Source organism: Mesorhizobium sp. B2-3-14 (assembly GCF_006442175.1).
Classification (GTDB): Bacteria; Pseudomonadota; Alphaproteobacteria; order Rhizobiales; family Rhizobiaceae; genus Mesorhizobium; species Mesorhizobium australicum.
In genome coordinates, this window is record NZ_VFVP01000003.1 from 165317 (window position 1) to 181217 (window position 15901).

Consider the following 15901-nt stretch of genomic DNA (forward strand, 5'->3'; position numbering starts at 1 on the left):
TCCGATGCCGCTGCCGCCGATCACGTAGTTGGCAACTCTAAACGGAATTATGACCAAATTGAATGGTGCTTGGCAATATTGCCACAGGCGGCCTTTGGAGCCGGCGCATCAGAGGCGGTTGATGACGAGGCAGTCGACCATGGCCGCCAAATGCAGGCCGGCGCCGGTGACGACGAAGCCGTGCCACAGTGCGTTGTGGAAGCGCAGCGCCTTCCAGGCGAAGAAAATCACGCCGCAGGAATAGACGACGCCCCCGGCGACGATGAGCACGATCGACGTGGTCGGCAGCGTCTCGACGAGCGGCTTGACGAGAACGATGCCGCTCCAGCCGATGGCAAGATAGAAGACGATCGCCAGCCTGTCGAAACGGCCGGGGAAAAACACCTTGATGGCAATGCCCGTTGCGGCCGCGGCCCAGACCAGGACGATCATCCAGCGCGCCAGCGCAGAGTTTCCCAACTGGGCGAGAAAGGGTGTGTAGGTGGCGGCGATCAAGAGATAGATAGCGGCATGATCGAAGCGCCGCAGGATCCATTTCGCGGGCGAGGTCACCGGCCACAGATTGTAGGTCAGCGATACCGAGAGCACGGTGAGCAGCGACACGACATAGAAGGCGGCGGCGATATATTCGCCAGGCCCGACCCGGAAGGCAGCGAGCGCCAGCAGTGCCGAACCGGCCGCGATCGCCAGCACGATCCCGACAGCATGGACGATCCCGTCGGCGATCATCTCGGCGCGCGAATAGTGCCAGCGTCCGATGAAGGGGATCTCGATCTGTGGCGGGGTACTGGTCATCTATCGTCCTGCATCACCCCATATCTGGGCAACCGACGGACAGTATTTCAAGCTTTGTTTGCGGTTTTACGACTGCGCGCTTTGCCTTGACGCAATGCCAGATGCAAAACCGCGAACATTTTTCCCGGAATTGCTTCAGCGCGGCGGGAGCGGCTTTTTCACCGTCTTCAGCAATGCGCGCTGGATGATCTCGTTGCCGGCGACGACCGTGCCGGTGTCCAGCATGTCCTGTCCGCCATCCATGTCGGAGGCGAAGCCGCCCGCTTCGCGGATCAAGAGCAGGCCGGCGGCCATGTCCCAAGCCGACAGGCCCACTTCCCAGAAGCCGTCCATGCGGCCGGCGGCGACATAGGCAAGATCGAGCGAGGCGGACCCCATGCGGCGGACGCCGGAGACCTCGGCCATGACGTTGCGCAGTTCGACCAGGAAATTGCCGTGATGGCCCCGGCCGAGATGCGGCACGCCGCAGCCGATCACCGTGTCGACAAGCTTGGTACGGCCGGCAACGCGCAGGCGGCGATCATTCATGAAGGCGCCGCCGCCGCGCTCGGTGGTGTAGAGCTCGTCCATGGCGGGATTGTAGACCACGCCAGCCACGATCTGGCCCTGGCGCTCGAGCGCGATCGAGACGGCGAACAGCGGGATGCCGTGCAGGAAATTGGTGGTGCCGTCGAGCGGGTCGACGATCCAGCGGTGCTGGCTGTCATCGCCGGCGATGGCGCCGCGCTCTTCCATCAGGAAGCCGTAGCCAGGACGTGCCTTCGACAGTTCGGCGAAAACGATGTCCTCGGCCTTGCGGTCGGCCTGGCTGACATAGTCGCCGGGGCCCTTCATCGAGACTTGCAGGTTCTGGACCTCGCCGAAGTCGCGCGACAGCGAGCGGCCGGCCTTCATTGCGGCCTGAACCATGACGTTGAGGAGGGCTGAGCGTGCCATAGTGCTTCTTCCTGGTGCGGCGCTTTAAATTCTGTCTCGATGCATGCCGGTGACCCAAACCGGGGCCACGGGCGACATGCATGCATCAGTCGGCGCGGCGCACGTAAGTGATTTCGTTGGTGTCGACGATGATGCGTTCGCCGGCGCCGATGAAGGGTGGCACCAGCACGCGAATGCCATTTTCCAGCACCGCCGGCTTGTAGGAGGATGCCGCCGTCTGGCCCCTCACCACGGGATCCGCCTCGGTGATGGTCAGCGTCACGTAATCGGGCAGCGAAATGCCGATCGGCCGCTCCTCGTAGAGCTGAACCGTCACCATCATGCCGTCCTGCAGGAACGCGGCACGGTCGCCGACGAAATCCTTGTTCAGTTCGAGCTGCTCATAGCTTTGGGTGTCCATGAACACCAGCGCGTCGTCCTGCTCGTAGAGGAAGGAAAAGTCCTTCAGGTCTAGCCGGATCTGCTCGACCGTCTCGGCCGAACGGAAGCGCTCGTTGAGCTTGGTGCCGTTGATGAGGTTCTTCAGCTCAACCTGGTTGTAGGCGCCGCCCTTGCCGGGCTTGACGGTGTTGGTCCTGACCGCCACCCAGAGGCCGCCATCGTGTTCGATGACGTAGCCGGGGCGGATTTCGTTGCCATTGATCTTGGCCATGATGATGGGATCCGGGATGCTGCCAACGGCCGGGCCATTGGGATGGGATGTTCGCCGTGACAGGCGATTTTAGGCTCCAAGACCACAAATCGCCCGGAGAGGCAAGGGAGGGCGGGTTGCGGCTGAGCAACGGGGGCGGGCACCGGCCGGTTCCGCCTACCGCCATCAGGGCAGGCGGTTGGCCTTCTGCAGGGCCTGCTTGGTCTGGTCATCGCTCAGCCCTTGCAGGAAATCGTCCATCTGCTGATCGATGAGGCCGGCGCGGCGGGCGACGATGTACCAGGCGCCGGCGAGCACGAGGTCGGGATCGGTGCCGATGCCTTGCATATAGAGTTTTGCCAGCCGGTTCTGGGCCGCGACATTGCCGCCTTCGGCGGCCTGCTTCGTCCAGCCGAAGGCCGATTTCAGGTCGCGCGCGCCGCCGCGGCCCTCGATCATCCAGGCGGCGAGATCGATCTGCGCGGTGTCGTAGTTCTGACGGGCGGCCTGCGCCAGCAGCCGCCGTGCCTGTGCATCGTCGCGCGGCTTGCCGCCGACGCCGTTGGCATAGATCTGCGACATGGCGTACTGCGCGTCGGCAAGACCGGTCGCGGCGGCGCGCTCATAGTAGGAAACCGCCTTGGCCAGGCCGGCGTTGCCGGGATCCTGCTGGACCAGCATCTGCGCGAAATTGAACTGCGCAAGCTGATTGCCGGCTTCGGCGGCGGCCTGCATCAGGGCATAGGCTTCCTTCGCGTCCTTCTTGACGTAGCGGCCGTCGAGCAGCATCAGCGCATATTGAAACTGCGATTCCGGCACACCCTGCTCGGCGGCAAGCGCATACCATTTCGCGGCTTCGGCCGCGTTCAACGGCACGCCCAACCCACGCGACAGGATCTCGGCCACCAGCGTCTGCGCCGCCGGATCGCCATTCTGCGCGCGGACCAGCGCCAGATTATAGGCGGTCTTGTAAAGACCACGCTGGAAGGCACCATAGGCAGCGTCCGCCGGCTTGGCGCCAAAGCGGTCGGGATTGACGCTGTCGGCCGATGGCAACGGCGCGGGCTCGGATGTAGTGGCGGGCTGCGGCAGCTGCTTTTCGATCGGCTTGTCGGTGTGCACGCCGGTTTCAGGCTTGGGCTGCGGCAAGGGTATGGTTTCGGCGGCGGCGGCCTGGATCATCACCGCCGCGAGCATGGCCTGAAGGGAAAGCCTTGCCAGGAACACGTCAGTCCTCGAGGCGCGGCGCTGTTTCGTCGAGCAGCGCATTGGCCCGGGCGATCGCCGCCTTCGGATCGATGCCGTCGGCGAACACGGCGCTCGACAGCGCGACGAATTCGGCGCCGGTGGCGGCCACGGTTTCGACAGAGGCAAGATCGGAACCGGCCTCGACGATGCAGGGGATCTGGATCATCTGCGCCCACCATTGCCCCAATGACAGGTTGCGCGGATGCGGCTCGGGCTTGTTGTCGTAGCCGAACCGGCCGAAGAAAATGTAGTCGGGCCGGGCTTCGCCGAGTTCGAGCGCGTCGTCACGCGTCTTGGCGCCGCCGGCGCCGACCGTCATTTTCGCCTGGAAATGTTCGATCGTCTCGGCGAGTTCGGCCTTGGAGACCTCGACATGGATGCCGTCGGCCTGGACGCGGCCCGCGATGCGGGTGTCGCCAGCGATAATGACGGCCACTCCGGCGGCCTGCGCGACCGGCACGATACGCTCGGCGAAGGCCTGGAAGGAGGCCTCGTCCATGCCGTTCTCGGGCAGGATCAGCGAGGCAACATCGCCGCCGTCGAAAGCGGCCGTGATCCGATCCGCCGGTACGCCGGACGGCGCGATCAGCACGATGCGGCAGCGGTTGGGGGGCGTTGCGTCATTCATGGTTCTTCGATCCCGGGTTTCGCCTATGCCGGGCGAAGATGGTTGGATTGCGGCATAGAGCAAACTGCCCGCTTTGAACAGGCGGGCAGCCGGGATCGCGATTTTTGATCCGCCGGACAGCCGGCGCGTCGCCTTACTTGATCGGCTCGGGGCTCGCGGCGGCCGGTCTCGGTTTCCACAATGTCCAGCCGAGGTTCATGCTGGCGGCCGCGATCAGGATGGCGGCGGCGCCGGCGACCTGACTGAGGTGCAGCCGGTGGCCGAAGGCGGTGACATCGACCAGGATGGCAACGACCGGATAAATGAAGGATAGCGACCCCTGCAGATGCGTCGGCAGCTTCTGGATGGCGCCGTACATAAGGATGTACATCAGGCCGGTGTGGACGATGCCGAGCGTTGCCAGCATGGCCCAGCTCCATGGATCGCCGGGGAGATGCGCGAGATTGGCGAAGGGCGCGAGCATGACGACGCCGACGCAGACCTGAATCAGCGCGATCAGATGCGGCGGCGTGCCCTTGAGCTTCTTGGTGACGATTGCCGCGACGGCCCAGAAAAAGGCGGCGGCCAGGGCCATCAGGATCCCGGCGAAATAGTTCGTGCCGACATCAGCGGCATCGGGAGCAGCGGCGACGATCAGCAGCATGCCGGCGAAGGCGATTGCCAGCCATGTCAGCTTGGTCAATGTCAGCCGCTCGGCGAACAAGAGCGCGCCGAAGCCGACCAGCATGAAAGGCTGCGTGTTGTAGACGGCGGTGGCGATCGAGATCGACGCGCGCGAGAAGGCGCTGAACAAGAGCAGCCAGTTGATGACGATCGCCGCACCCCCAAGCGCGGCAAGGCCGATGACGCGCAACGACAGCCTGTTGCGCAGTAATCCAAGCGAAGCGCAGATGAAGAGCAGCGTCAGCGCGCCGAACGCGCAGCGCCAGAACACGACATCCATGATCGGCTGACCGGACATGATGACGAACCAGCCGATCGTTCCCAGGATCGCCATTGCGGCCGACATTTCGACCGTGCCTCGTACCGTATCGTTCATAATAAGCCTCTGAACCCGTTGAGGCGGCATAATCTCATGTGAGGTCTGGGCTATCCATCTCCTAGGAAAGGCAATATAATGATAGTGCCTAATTAAATTAGGCATCCGCTCGAAATCAACGAGAAATAGAAAATGCTGGATGATTTGGACCGAAATCTGCTGGAAATCCTGGTCAGGGATGCGCGAACCTCGCTGAAGGATTTGGCGGCCCAGGTCGGGCTATCGTCGCCGAGCGTTTCGGAGCGGCTGCGGCGCCTCGAGGAGCGCGGCGTCATCCGGGCGTTCACCGTCGAGATCGATCCGCTGGCGCTCGGCTATACGCTGCAGGCGATCGTGCGGATCAAGCCTCTGCCGGGCAAGCTGCACATCGTTCAGAAATTGATCGAGGAGATTGAGGCGTTTGGCGAATGCGACAAGGTGACCGGCGACGACTGCTTCGTCGCCCGGCTGTTCGTGCGCTCGATCGGCGACCTCGACGGCATTCTCGATCGCATCGCCGACAAGGCCGAGACCAGCACCGCCATTATCAAGGCACAGCCGATCCGGCGGCGACCGCCGCCACTGGGGTTGCCGGCGGCCTCGTAGGCTTGACACGGCATGGCAGTGGTGGAAAGGCGCGGCCAGTCCACCATCTGTCAGTCTTCCGCCGGATGACCGTCCGAGGAGCCAAAAAAGATGGCGCAGAACATTTATGATCAACCCGATTTCTTTGCGGGCTACAGCCAGCTTGGCCGCTCCGTCGAAGGCCTGGATGGTGCCGCCGAGTGGCCGGCGTTGCGCGCGATGCTGCCCGATGTCGGTGGCCTGAGGGTCGTCGACCTCGGCTGCGGCTTTGGCTGGTTCTGCCGCTGGGCACATGAAAATGGAGCGAGGGAAGTCCTTGGGCTGGACCTGTCGGAGAAGATGCTGGCCCGTGCGAGAGCGGCCGGCCCGGACACCGGCATCACCTACGAGAGAGCCGACCTCGACCAGCTCAGCCTGCCGCAAGGCGGCTTCGACCTCGCCTACAGTTCGCTCGCCTTGCATTACGTCGAAGACATTGAGCGCCTGTTCGGGGCCGTGCACGAAGCCCTGTTGCCCGGCGGGCATTTCGTCTTCTCGACCGAGCATCCGATCTACATGGCGCCGACCAATCCGGGCTGGTCGATCGATGGGGAGGGGAAAAGGACCTGGCCTGTCGACCAATATCTGGTGGAAGGGCCGCGCAAGACCAACTGGCTGACCAAGGGGGTGGTGAAACATCACCGCACCATCGGCACCACGCTCAACGCCCTGATCCGCGCGGGTTTCACGATCGAGCATGTCGAGGAATTCCGTCCGACGGACGCGCAGATCGCGGCCAGACCGGACCTGGCGGAAGAACTCGAGCGGCCGATGTTCCTGCTGGTTTCGGCGTGCCGATAGAATAGGGGCATGGCGAGGCGCGCGGGTTGCTTTTGCTGTCGCTCGACTCAAGATTGTGGGCTATTCAGGCGTCGACGCGCTTTCCCTCCAGATCAGTTCCTCCTCATGTCAGGCCTGCTTCTCGATCCGTGGTTCTACGCGGCCGCCATTCCGGCGGTCATCCTGGTCGGCCTGTCCAAGGGCGGCTTCGGCGGCGCGGTTGGTTTCGTCGGCGTGCCGCTGATGGCGCTGACCATGCCGCCGGTTCAAGCGGCCGCCATCCTGCTGCCCATCCTGTGCCTGATGGACATCGTCTCGGTGTGGACATGGTGGGGCGTGTACGACCGCAAGATGCTGGTCGACATGATGCCGGGCGCCATCGTGGGCATCGGGCTTGGCTGGCTGACGGCGGCACTGGTCACCGAGGAAGCGGTGCGGCTCATCGTCGGCGCCGTTGCCATCATCTTCGTGCTGCGCTGGCTTTACCTGCAATTTCGTCATGGTTCCGACCATGCGGCCGCACCTAATCGCGTGGCCGCGGCCATATGGGGCACGGTCGCAGGCTTCACCAGCTTCGTCGCCCATGTCGGCGGCCCGCCCTTCCAGGTCTATGCCTTGCCGATCCGGCTCGACCCCAAGGTGTTGTCGGGCACGGCAGCGATCTTCTTCGCCGCTACCAACGCGCTGAAACTCATCCCCTATTTCGCGCTCGGCCAGTTCGACACCGCCAATCTGACGGCGTCCGCCGTGCTGATGCCGCTGGCGCCACTGTCGACCATCGCCGGTGCCTGGCTGGTGCGGCGGATGCGGCCAGAAATTTTTTATCCCTTCACCTATGCGACCGTGGCGGTCGTGGCAGTGAAGCTTCTGTGGGACGGGATCGCCGGCATCATGTAGCGCTCCAGCCGCGTCAGGCGGCGCTGGGCACCATGCGTCTTGGCCGGCTGAGCGCCATTGTGGCACCGGCGGCAAGGACCACCACCATGCCGGCGAGAATCCCGACGTCGTGCAGGGTAGGCTTCAGAACCATGTCGGTGATGATGATGAGCATGACCGCATAGTCGAAGCGCGCCGCCCGCAGGATGCGCTGTCCATAGCCAAGTGCCGCAGGCGTCACGCCATCCCTGGCGATCATCGCGCCCATGCGGTCGGCGGTCGGCTTGAAGACGAACATGCCAATGCAGAAGGTCGTGGCGTAGCCGGCAAGCCCGATCAGGACCCAGAGATCGGAGAAGCCGACCCAGAACGAGCACATGATCAATCCGAAGACCAATGTCAGCATCGACATCGGAGCGAAGAAGCGGTTGCCCAGTTCGCCAGTGGCGCGCATCGCCTGCAGCGTTCCCTGGATGTTGCCGGCGCGATCCGCCAGCGTCGCCAGCACCATCAGCGTGAAGCCGCCGCCGACCCAAAGCATCGCCGAAAGGATGTGCAGCAATTTGATGATGGAATACCAATCCATGGCTTTTTCCCCGATGTCCAATGGTTGCTGGCGAGGCCGCGCCATTGCCCGCCCGCCGCTTCGATGCCGCAGCGTTTAGCGCCGCGGCTGTTTCAGGACGATGTCGTGGAAAAACCGGCTGTGTTTCAGGCTGCCGGCTAACGAAAGGAGAGACTAATATGATGAACCCACCGCCCGGTTTTCTGCTATCGTCGGCAGCGTCGGGGAGCGACATCGTCCGGAAACACTGCCGATGCTAGTGCCGACGCCGGAAGTCCGGCGGCGACAGCGCTCGCCTGACGATCAACCCATTCCCAGCTTGGGAAAAAGGCAATTCGGGGGACTAATATGCAAGGGGTAGCACGGAATTTCTTCACGCTGGCGATCATCTACGCGTTGTGCGGCATGGCGCTCGGCATCCACATGGCGATCAGCGAAGACCACGGCCAGATGCCGACCCACGCCCACACGATGGTGGCCGGTTGGCTGATGTCGGCGGTTTTCGCGTTCTTTTACCACCTGTTTCCGGCTGCCGGGCAAAAGACGCTGGCCCTTGTCCATTTCTGGCTGACGGCAATCAGCGGCATCGGGCTGATGATCGGCCTTTATATACTGCTTGCCGGAAATCCGGGGATCGAGCCGTTGCTGGGGATATCTTCGATCGGCTTCTACGCAGGCATGCTGCTGTTTGCCTTCATCGCCTTGCCGGTGGTGTGGAAAAAAAGCCTGAGTGAAGGCTGAAACCCAGCCGGTGCGGCTGTGTTGTTACGGCACAGGAGCACGGTGTTGGGTAAAAAAACATCAGAGCCGTTAAGGGTTCATTAAGCTTTACAGGCGTTTACTATGTCCATCCAGTGATCTGGATTCTTACCGAGTGGTTGGAGCCACTTTGTTTGACGCCTCCCTGTTAAACTCCTGAGAGCCGCCTTATCCGCGGCTCTTTTTTTGTCCGCACCCAGGCGGCATTCCGCACGGCCGAACGCCGTTAACCTTCTGTTAAACATGTGCTTGCCTTCACCCCGGACGAAGCGCATTTTCAAGCTTCAGTTTTATAGGGTCACGGGTGTATCGGCAGAGAGCCGAATCGGCCGGTCGCAAGTGCAGGGGCGTATCAATGAACGAGCCTTCGAAGGGCATTGCGAAAACCGTCAAGCTGGCGGAACGCCGGGTGTTTTCGCACTCCTTCAAACCGCTTTACCAGGAAGGCATGGGCCTGGTCGAACAGGCGGCGGAGTATCTCGACGGCAAGGGCCGGGCAGAGGCCAAGAAACTGTCGCGGCTGGCGGCCACGCTCTACGCGGCCGAATCGATGCGGCTGACCACCAGGCTGATGCAAGTTGCCTCGTGGCTGCTTTTGCAGCGTGCGGCGAATTCCGGCGAGATGACGCGCGATCAGGTCGCTTCGGAAAAATCCAAGGTGCGTCTCGACACCGCTTCCGCCCATGACGAGGCGGCCGGCTGGGCCGAACTGCCGACCGATTTCCTCGATCTCGTCAACCGGTCGTTGCGCCTGCAGGCATTGGTGCGCCGCATGGACGAAGAGATCTATGGCGCAGGCGCCGTGGTCGACATGCAGCCCGTGGCCCGCCGGCCCAATCCGGTGTCGGACCAGATCAGCCTGCTCAACACGGCTTTCGCCCGCAACTGAGAAACGTCGAGGCCTCCCGGTTGGCTGAACGTTTCCGGTTTGTTCACTTTTCGCTGGCATCGCTGTCCGCCGGAGGTACACTCACGGCATGGGGGACGCGATTCGCATCATCGGGATCGATCCGGGGCTCAGGCGCACCGGCTGGGGCATCGTCGAGAGCCTCGGCAATTCCTTGCGCTTTGTTGCTGCGGGCACCGTCCGCTCGGAGGACAAGGCGGCGCTGGCGACGCGGCTCTGCCAGCTGCATGACGGGCTCGCCGACATCCTGCACCGGGCCATGCCGCATGAAGCCGCGGTCGAACAGACCTTCGTCAACAAGGATGCCGTGGCGACGCTGAAGCTCGGCCAGGCGCGCGGCATCGCCATGCTGGTGCCGGCGCGCGCCGGCCTCGTCGTCGCCGAATATGCGCCGAACGCGGTGAAGAAAGCGGTGATCGGCGTCGGTCATGGCGACAAGAAGCAGATCCACATGATGGTGAAGGTGCTGTTGCCGAAAGCGATCTTCGACACCGAACATGCCGCCGACGCGCTGGCCATCGCGATTTGTCACGCGCATCACCGGCAAAGTGCCGCTTACCGGATGGCGCTTGCCGAATAGCAATGTTCTTGACTTGTTCACGCTGCGCGCGTAGTAATACCCTAGAGGTATTACCATGCGCGTGACCACCAAGGGCCAAGTCACAATCCCCAAGCCGATAAGGGACCATCTGGGCATCGGACCGGGCTCCGAGGTTGAGTTCGTGGCCACCGAGGAAGGGGCTCGGCTCGTTGCCGTCAATGAAAACCTGTCCGATGAAGAAGTCGCGCGCAGGTTCAGGAATATTCTCCACGGCATGGCGGGCACACTGGATCTGGGAGGCATGACCGCCGACGCTTACATGGAGTGGTTGAGAGGCCCGCGTGAAGATCTCGACGTTGATTGACACCAATGTCCTCATCGACGTTTGGGGGCCAACCGGGCCGCTGACGGAATGGTCAGCGTCTGCAATCGTTTCATGCCGTAGCGACGGCGCATTGGTCGTCAATACAATCGTCTGGTCTGAGCTCGCGCCGCTGATCCCGACGGAGACGGCGCTTCGAAGAGCCGTCGACATGCTCGAAATGGATCGCGAACTTGTACCTTGGGACGCGGCATTCCTTGCGGGCGTCACGCATTCCCGCTATCGCCGGGCCGGTGGCGTTCGGGAACGCACCTTGCCTGATTTCTTTATTGGTGCTCATGCGGCTGTTGCCGGACATCGTCTTTTGACCCGCGACGCCGCGCGCTATCGCAGTTATTTCCCCGATCTCGATATCATCTCTCCGGAAACGCACCCATGAGGGGCTTATCTCCCATGAAAGATCTGGCATGATAGGCAAGCTCAAGGGTACGCTCGACGAGGTCGACGAAGACCATTGTCTCGTCGATATCCACGGCGTCGGCTACGTCGCGTACTGCTCGACCCGCACGCTTGCCGCGCTGCCTTCGCCTGGCGAAGCGGTGGTGCTGTTCATCGAGACCTATGTGCGAGAGGACATGATCCGGCTCTATGGTTTCCAGTCGCAGCTCGAGCGCGAATGGTTTCGGCTGCTGATGAACAATGTGCCGGGTGTCGGCGCCAAGGTGGCGCTGGCCATCCTGTCGACGCTGGCGCCGGCTGACCTTGCCAATGCCATTGCACTGCGCGACATCGCCATGGTTTCCCGCGCGCCCGGCGTCGGCAAGAAGGTGGCCGAGCGCATCGTCACCGAATTGAAGGCCAAGGCGCCGGCCTATGCGGGCACCGCCACCGGCACCATTGGGCTCAAGCAGGAACTCGGCGAAGGCGTAGCGCCGGCGCCGATCACCGACGCCGTCTCGGCGCTGGTCAATCTCGGCTATTCCCGCGACACCGCCGCCAACGCCGTGTCAGCAGCGCTGAAGACGGCGGGCGAGGGCGCTGATGCGTCCAAACTGATCCGTTTTGGGTTGAAGGAACTGGCACGGTGAGCCATCGCTTGTCCGGGGCGCTGCCCTGTGCAAGGAAGGTCCCATGAGCCTTTCCCCCCGCCTCATTGCACCGGAAAAGCGCGGCGAGGATGCCGAGCAGACCCTGCGGCCGCAAACGCTTGACGATTTCGTCGGCCAAGCGGCGGTGCGGGCCAATCTCAAGGTCTTCATAGAGGCCGCCAAGGGCCGCAAGGAAGCGCTCGACCATGTGCTGTTCGTCGGACCGCCGGGGCTGGGCAAGACGACGCTGGCGCAGATCATGGCGCGCGAACTCGGTGTCAATTTCCGCTCGACCTCCGGGCCGGTCATCGCCAAGGCCGGCGATCTCGCGGCATTGCTTACCAATCTCGAAGAAGGCGACGTGCTGTTCATCGACGAGATCCACAGGCTCAACCCGGCGGTGGAGGAAATCCTTTATCCGGCGATGGAGGATTTCCAGCTCGACCTGATCATCGGCGAGGGTCCGGCGGCGCGTTCGGTGAAGATCGACCTAGCGCACTTCACGCTGGTCGCCGCCACCACGCGGCTCGGCCTGCTCACCAATCCGCTGCGCGACCGCTTCGGCATCCCGGTGCGGCTCAACTTCTACACCGTCGAGGAGTTGGAGCAGATCGTGCGGCGCGGCGCGCGCATCCTGCAGATGCCACTCGGCGACGACGGTGCGCTGGAAATCGCGCGGCGCGCGCGCGGCACGCCACGCATTGCCGGACGGCTGCTGCGGCGCGTGCGCGATTTCGCCTCGGTGGCCGGCGACGGCCATGTCGACCGCCTGATCGCCGACGAGGCCTTGACCCGGCTCGAAGTCGACGCGCTTGGCCTCGACGCCCTCGACCGCCGCTATCTCAGCATGATCGCCCGTAATTTCGGCGGCGGTCCGGTCGGCATCGAGACCATCGCCGCCGGCCTGTCCGAGCCGCGCGATGCCATCGAGGACATCATCGAGCCCTATCTGATCCAGCAGGGGTTCATCCAGCGCACACCACGCGGACGCATGCTGACCGCCAATGCCTGGCGCCATCTCGGCCTCGATGCGCCGAAGGATTTGGCGCAACAGCAGATCAATCTGTTCCAGGAAGAATAGCCACGCAAGCGATCAGGCGCGGCTTTCGCGGACTAGCGATCAAGCATCAGTGAACGGGCCTGCGCAAATTCTCCTCATCTTCGCCGGCTTACCGGCGTATTGCTGGATTTTATCGAGTTCGCTGCATCCATGCATGTCGTCCAACCAAAACCGAGATCGCTTTTGGGCGACATGTAGCAGCGCATGCCGAAATGAGGTGCCGGAGCCACTTGATGATAACCAGACGCGGGTTCCTGCGCTTTATCGGCGGGTCGTTCCTGTCGGTCGCCTCCTTCAGCGCCTACGCCGTCGGTATCGAGCCGATGCTGCTGACGCATGTGAAGCGCTATGCGCTGACGCCACCGCATTGGCCGGCCGGATTGAAGCTGCGCGTCGTCGCGCTCGCCGACATCCATGCCTGCCGGCCATGGATGACGCCGGAGCGGATCGCTTCGCTTGCCGAAGAGGCGAATGCCTTGCAGCCGGACCTGATCGTGCTGCTCGGCGACTACATAGCCGGCATGCGCCTGGTGTCGCAAAGGGTGACGCCGCCGGAATGGGCTGGCGCCCTGTCGGGCCTCAAGGCGCCGCTCGGCGTGGTGTCGATCCTCGGCAATCACGACTGGTGGGCCGACGGCTTTGCGCAGCGTGCCGAAGTCGGCCCGACGATCGCGCGCAAGGCTCTGGAGAAAGCCGGCATCCCGGTGCTGGAGAACGACGCCGTGCGTCTGGAAAAGGACGGACATGGCGTCTGGATCGCGGGCCTCGCCGATCAGTTGGCGCTGTTGCCGAAAAAGAAGCACGAGCCTCCCAGGGGATTGGACGATCTCGACGGCACGCTGGCCAAAATCAGCGACGCCGCGCCCGTCATCCTGCTGGCGCACGAACCGGACATTTTTCCAAAAGTGCCGTGGCGTGTGTCGCTGACGCTATCGGGACACACCCATGGCGGGCAGGTGCGGCTGTTCGGCTATTCGCCGATCGTGCCATCCCAGTTCGGCAATCGCTACGCCTATGGCCATGTCGTCGAGAACGACCGCAACCTCATCGTCTCGGGCGGGCTTGGCTTCAGCAATTTGCCGATCCGTTTCGGAATGCGCCCGGAAATCCTGCAGATAGACCTCGGCTGACCGGCGCGTCATGGCAGGCTTCGGGTCATGGCAGGCTTCGGATTGCGTCCAGCACGTCAGGCTCGGCCTTGTCGCCATTGAATGCGTCGACGATGCCGAAAGCCCCGCCATAGCTCCACACCGACCATGAGAAGCCATGCGCTTCGGCCCGAGCGATCATGTCCCTGACATAGGCGGCCCGATATTCGGCCGGCATCACGTAGGCATTGCCATACTCCTGGCGGATCATGCCGAACTCGCCCAGCGTGATGTCTTCCGGCTTGATGCCGTTGGCCTTCGCCCAAGCCTCGACAGCCTTGAACGGCGCATCCATCAGGCCAAGCAGCTTGTCGGCGCTGTCCATGCTGGCGACCTGCTCGTCGAGGTAGGCAAGCAGGCCATTCTGCCGTGTCCACGGCGCCTCGGCCTTGATCCGGGCGCGGATGGTGTCCAGCGTCACATCAAGCTGCGCCTTCGGCACCGCGGTCAAAGGATAGGGCAGGCCGGTCACATAGGGAATGAAGTCGCCGGCCCAGGTCGCGCCCTGATGGGTGAGCAGGAACGGGTCGTAGGAGTGGAAGGTCCAGATGACGTTGTCGTCGGGGATCGTCTTCGGGTCGATCTTTTCCAGAGACGAAGCAGCGGAATAGCAAGCTCCGGTCAGGATCAGCGTCAGTTTCGTCGCCGAGGCGCGCGCCGCCGCGAACAGCTTGCGCTGGCGGTCGGGCCACAGGCTGGTGCCGTCGCTGTCGCAATCGACGATCGGCTCGTTCATCGGTTCGAAAGCGACCTTCTCGGGATCTTCGGCGGCCAGCGTGCGCGCCATGCCGCGAACCACCTCGACATAGCGGTCGAAGGTCGCGGGGTCGTCCATCACTTCGCCCATGCCGATCTTGCGGCCGCCGCCGGCCGGGATCAGGTGCATGTCGACGATGACCTTCAGTCCGGCGCGATTGATCATGCGCGCCGAGTCCAGCACGCTGGCATAGAGTTGGTCACGAAGGTCCGTTGTCTTGTCCGAGAGAAAAGGCCACGGATCGACCGGCATGCGCAGGAAATCGAAGCCGGCATCCTTCAGCGCCTTGAGGTCGTCCTCGTTGAGGAATTTGCGCCATTCCGGGTAGGGCAGGATGGCCTTGGCATCACCCCACTGGTCCTCGCCGGGCCAGGTGACCCACTGGTCGAGATTGAGACCGCGCTTCATCGTGAAGGTCGCCGCCTCACCCGACAGTGTAGAAGCGGCCAGCGCCAGCACGACCGCCATCAAGGTCTTGATCATCGTCGTTAACAGTGCCATCGGGTTCATGCGCCAAAAATACCTGCCGCGTCGGCATCCAAAAGGGAAGCGCAATGGGCGATCATGGTGAATCCGCGGCATTGCTGGCAGGGCTTTCCGGTGCGCTGACCGCGTTCGGCCACCGGCTGATGGCGCGGGTCTATTATGCCGATACCGATTTCTCGGGTGTCGTCTATCACGCGCGCTATCTGGAATTCCTCGAGCGCGGCCGCTCCGACTATCTCAGGCTCACCGGCGTGCATCACACCGAACTCGCCGACGGCAAGCACGGCGAGAAGATCGTGTGGGTGGTGCGCCGCATGGAGATCGACTTCCGCATCCCCGCCCGTATCGATGACATCCTGACCGTCGACACCCGCACCGAGACCATTTCCGGCGCGCGTATCTTCATGGCGCAGCAGCTCAAGCGCGGCGAAGAGGTGCTGGTGGAGGCCAAGGTCGAGGCGGCGATCATCGGCGAGAACGGCCGGCCGAGGCGTTTTCCCAGGGAATGGGTGGCGGCGTTCATGCCCAAGGTCGTTCCCCAGGACTGATTGGACGGATCGCGTGCCGACTTCGCCAGCGCCGCCGCTGGGGCGCGGCAATGCGCCGCGCCTTCTAGACTAACCCATCCTTAACCATAACGGTTCATGAAGAGATTGGTGAAGATTGGCGTTATCCAGCGCCTTCCTTTCACCAATATTTGCCCCGAAAAGGCCGCTAACGGCACGGTTTGGG

20 protein-coding genes are annotated in these 15901 nt (G+C 63.2%); 12 read left to right on the forward strand and 8 right to left on the reverse strand.

All coding sequences use genetic code 11. The features are described from left to right. Window positions 1-108: 108 nt before the first annotated feature. From FJ950_RS09625 to FJ950_RS09650, 6 genes are all read right to left on the reverse strand, one after another. Window positions 109-795, reverse strand: a complete 687-nt coding sequence (locus tag FJ950_RS09625; protein ID WP_140616629.1) for a hemolysin III family protein — start codon at window positions 793-795, stop codon at window positions 109-111. A 135-nt stretch (window positions 796-930) separates the two neighbouring features. Further along, the gene (locus FJ950_RS09630; RefSeq protein WP_140616630.1) at window positions 931-1731 is read right to left on the reverse strand and encodes an inositol monophosphatase family protein; all 801 of its coding nucleotides are present in this window, start codon (window positions 1729-1731) and stop codon (window positions 931-933) included. An 85-nt stretch (window positions 1732-1816) separates the two neighbouring features. Further along, window positions 1817-2383 (reverse strand): elongation factor P, encoded by a 567-nt coding sequence (gene efp, locus FJ950_RS09635; protein WP_015315249.1) that lies wholly within the window; start codon window positions 2381-2383, stop codon window positions 1817-1819. Window positions 2384-2548: 165 nt separating this feature from the next. After that, window positions 2549-3589, reverse strand: coding sequence for a tetratricopeptide repeat protein (locus FJ950_RS09640; RefSeq protein WP_181166303.1), 1041 nt, complete (start codon window positions 3587-3589; stop codon window positions 2549-2551). A 1-nt stretch (window position 3590) separates the two neighbouring features. Beyond that, window positions 3591-4238, reverse strand: a complete 648-nt coding sequence (locus FJ950_RS09645; RefSeq protein ID WP_140616631.1) for a thiamine phosphate synthase — start codon at window positions 4236-4238, stop codon at window positions 3591-3593. Between the two features lie 133 nt (window positions 4239-4371). After that, complete coding sequence (locus FJ950_RS09650) at window positions 4372-5277, reverse strand: DMT family transporter (RefSeq protein ID WP_140616632.1); 906 nt, start codon at window positions 5275-5277, stop codon at window positions 4372-4374. 132 nt (window positions 5278-5409) lie between these two features. Between FJ950_RS09650 and FJ950_RS09655 the strand changes: the two genes are divergently transcribed. The 3 genes from FJ950_RS09655 (at window position 5410) to FJ950_RS09665 (ending at window position 7557) form a co-directional block, all read left to right on the forward strand. Beyond that, a complete protein-coding gene (locus FJ950_RS09655) occupies window positions 5410-5862 on the forward strand; it encodes an Lrp/AsnC family transcriptional regulator (protein ID WP_015315253.1) in 453 nt (150 codons plus the stop codon). 90 nt (window positions 5863-5952) lie between these two features. Continuing rightward, window positions 5953-6681, forward strand: coding sequence for a class I SAM-dependent methyltransferase (locus FJ950_RS09660; RefSeq protein ID WP_140616633.1), 729 nt, complete (start codon window positions 5953-5955; stop codon window positions 6679-6681). 105 nt (window positions 6682-6786) lie between these two features. After that, window positions 6787-7557, forward strand: a complete 771-nt coding sequence (locus tag FJ950_RS09665; protein WP_015315255.1) for a sulfite exporter TauE/SafE family protein — start codon at window positions 6787-6789, stop codon at window positions 7555-7557. A gap of 13 nt (window positions 7558-7570) precedes the next feature. On the opposite strand, the gene FJ950_RS09670 is transcribed toward FJ950_RS09665, so the two are convergent. Continuing rightward, window positions 7571-8122: a DUF2269 family protein gene (locus FJ950_RS09670; RefSeq protein ID WP_140616634.1), complete on the reverse strand. Its 552-nt coding sequence runs from the start codon at window positions 8120-8122 to the stop codon at window positions 7571-7573. A gap of 327 nt (window positions 8123-8449) precedes the next feature. Here FJ950_RS09670 and FJ950_RS09675 point away from each other — a divergent pair, with 327 nt between their 5' ends. The 8 genes from FJ950_RS09675 (at window position 8450) to FJ950_RS09710 (ending at window position 13908) form a co-directional block, all read left to right on the forward strand. Then, complete coding sequence (locus FJ950_RS09675) at window positions 8450-8842, forward strand: hypothetical protein (RefSeq protein WP_015315257.1); 393 nt, start codon at window positions 8450-8452, stop codon at window positions 8840-8842. 373 nt (window positions 8843-9215) lie between these two features. Beyond that, window positions 9216-9749, forward strand: coding sequence for a DUF1465 family protein (locus FJ950_RS09680; RefSeq protein WP_015315258.1), 534 nt, complete (start codon window positions 9216-9218; stop codon window positions 9747-9749). Between the two features lie 88 nt (window positions 9750-9837). Further along, window positions 9838-10347, forward strand: coding sequence for a crossover junction endodeoxyribonuclease RuvC (ruvC, locus tag FJ950_RS09685; RefSeq protein ID WP_140616635.1), 510 nt, complete (start codon window positions 9838-9840; stop codon window positions 10345-10347). A gap of 55 nt (window positions 10348-10402) precedes the next feature. Beyond that, window positions 10403-10672 (forward strand): AbrB/MazE/SpoVT family DNA-binding domain-containing protein, encoded by a 270-nt coding sequence (locus FJ950_RS09690; protein WP_015315260.1) that lies wholly within the window; start codon window positions 10403-10405, stop codon window positions 10670-10672. Next, complete coding sequence (locus tag FJ950_RS09695; RefSeq protein ID WP_140616636.1) at window positions 10650-11069, forward strand: type II toxin-antitoxin system VapC family toxin; 420 nt, start codon at window positions 10650-10652, stop codon at window positions 11067-11069. The genes FJ950_RS09690 and FJ950_RS09695 overlap by 23 nt, the downstream gene beginning before the upstream one ends. A gap of 28 nt (window positions 11070-11097) precedes the next feature. Then, on the forward strand, window positions 11098-11718 hold the full coding sequence (gene ruvA, locus FJ950_RS09700; RefSeq protein WP_015315262.1) for a Holliday junction branch migration protein RuvA: 621 nt from the start codon (window positions 11098-11100) through the stop codon (window positions 11716-11718). Between the two features lie 43 nt (window positions 11719-11761). Continuing rightward, window positions 11762-12799, forward strand: coding sequence for a Holliday junction branch migration DNA helicase RuvB (gene ruvB / locus FJ950_RS09705; protein ID WP_015315263.1), 1038 nt, complete (start codon window positions 11762-11764; stop codon window positions 12797-12799). Between the two features lie 212 nt (window positions 12800-13011). Beyond that, the gene (locus FJ950_RS09710) at window positions 13012-13908 is read left to right on the forward strand and encodes a metallophosphoesterase (RefSeq protein WP_140616637.1); all 897 of its coding nucleotides are present in this window, start codon (window positions 13012-13014) and stop codon (window positions 13906-13908) included. A 25-nt stretch (window positions 13909-13933) separates the two neighbouring features. Here the strand turns inward: FJ950_RS09710 and FJ950_RS09715 are convergent, their stop codons facing one another. Then, window positions 13934-15184 carry a cellulase family glycosylhydrolase gene (locus FJ950_RS09715; RefSeq protein WP_140616638.1) on the reverse strand — a complete coding sequence of 417 codons (1251 nt, stop codon included), beginning with the start codon at window positions 15182-15184 and terminating at the stop codon, window positions 13934-13936. Window positions 15185-15237: 53 nt separating this feature from the next. On the opposite strand from FJ950_RS09715, the gene ybgC reads away from it, so the two are divergent. After that, on the forward strand, window positions 15238-15717 hold the full coding sequence (gene ybgC / locus FJ950_RS09720; protein WP_015315266.1) for a tol-pal system-associated acyl-CoA thioesterase: 480 nt from the start codon (window positions 15238-15240) through the stop codon (window positions 15715-15717). Window positions 15718-15901: the final 184 nt, after the last annotated feature.

Coding starts and splice junctions, on each gene's coding strand:
- FJ950_RS09625 (WP_140616629.1), bottom strand. CDS start 795: ATGACCAGTACCCCGCCACAGATCGAGATCCCCTTCATCGGACGCTGG.
- FJ950_RS09630 (WP_140616630.1), bottom strand. CDS start 1,731: ATGGCACGCTCAGCCCTCCTCAACGTCATGGTTCAGGCCGCAATGAAG.
- efp (WP_015315249.1), bottom strand. CDS start 2,383: ATGGCCAAGATCAATGGCAACGAAATCCGCCCCGGCTACGTCATCGAA.
- FJ950_RS09645 (WP_140616631.1), bottom strand. CDS start 4,238: ATGAATGACGCAACGCCCCCCAACCGCTGCCGCATCGTGCTGATCGCG.
- FJ950_RS09650 (WP_140616632.1), bottom strand. CDS start 5,277: ATGAACGATACGGTACGAGGCACGGTCGAAATGTCGGCCGCAATGGCG.
- FJ950_RS09655 (WP_015315253.1), top strand. CDS start 5,410: ATGCTGGATGATTTGGACCGAAATCTGCTGGAAATCCTGGTCAGGGAT.
- FJ950_RS09660 (WP_140616633.1), top strand. CDS start 5,953: ATGGCGCAGAACATTTATGATCAACCCGATTTCTTTGCGGGCTACAGC.
- FJ950_RS09665 (WP_015315255.1), top strand. CDS start 6,787: ATGTCAGGCCTGCTTCTCGATCCGTGGTTCTACGCGGCCGCCATTCCG.
- FJ950_RS09670 (WP_140616634.1), bottom strand. CDS start 8,122: ATGGATTGGTATTCCATCATCAAATTGCTGCACATCCTTTCGGCGATG.
- FJ950_RS09675 (WP_015315257.1), top strand. CDS start 8,450: ATGCAAGGGGTAGCACGGAATTTCTTCACGCTGGCGATCATCTACGCG.
- FJ950_RS09680 (WP_015315258.1), top strand. CDS start 9,216: ATGAACGAGCCTTCGAAGGGCATTGCGAAAACCGTCAAGCTGGCGGAA.
- ruvC (WP_140616635.1), top strand. CDS start 9,838: ATGGGGGACGCGATTCGCATCATCGGGATCGATCCGGGGCTCAGGCGC.
- FJ950_RS09690 (WP_015315260.1), top strand. CDS start 10,403: ATGCGCGTGACCACCAAGGGCCAAGTCACAATCCCCAAGCCGATAAGG.
- ruvA (WP_015315262.1), top strand. CDS start 11,098: ATGATAGGCAAGCTCAAGGGTACGCTCGACGAGGTCGACGAAGACCAT.
- ruvB (WP_015315263.1), top strand. CDS start 11,762: ATGAGCCTTTCCCCCCGCCTCATTGCACCGGAAAAGCGCGGCGAGGAT.
- FJ950_RS09710 (WP_140616637.1), top strand. CDS start 13,012: ATGATAACCAGACGCGGGTTCCTGCGCTTTATCGGCGGGTCGTTCCTG.
- FJ950_RS09715 (WP_140616638.1), bottom strand. CDS start 15,184: ATGGCACTGTTAACGACGATGATCAAGACCTTGATGGCGGTCGTGCTG.
- ybgC (WP_015315266.1), top strand. CDS start 15,238: ATGGGCGATCATGGTGAATCCGCGGCATTGCTGGCAGGGCTTTCCGGT.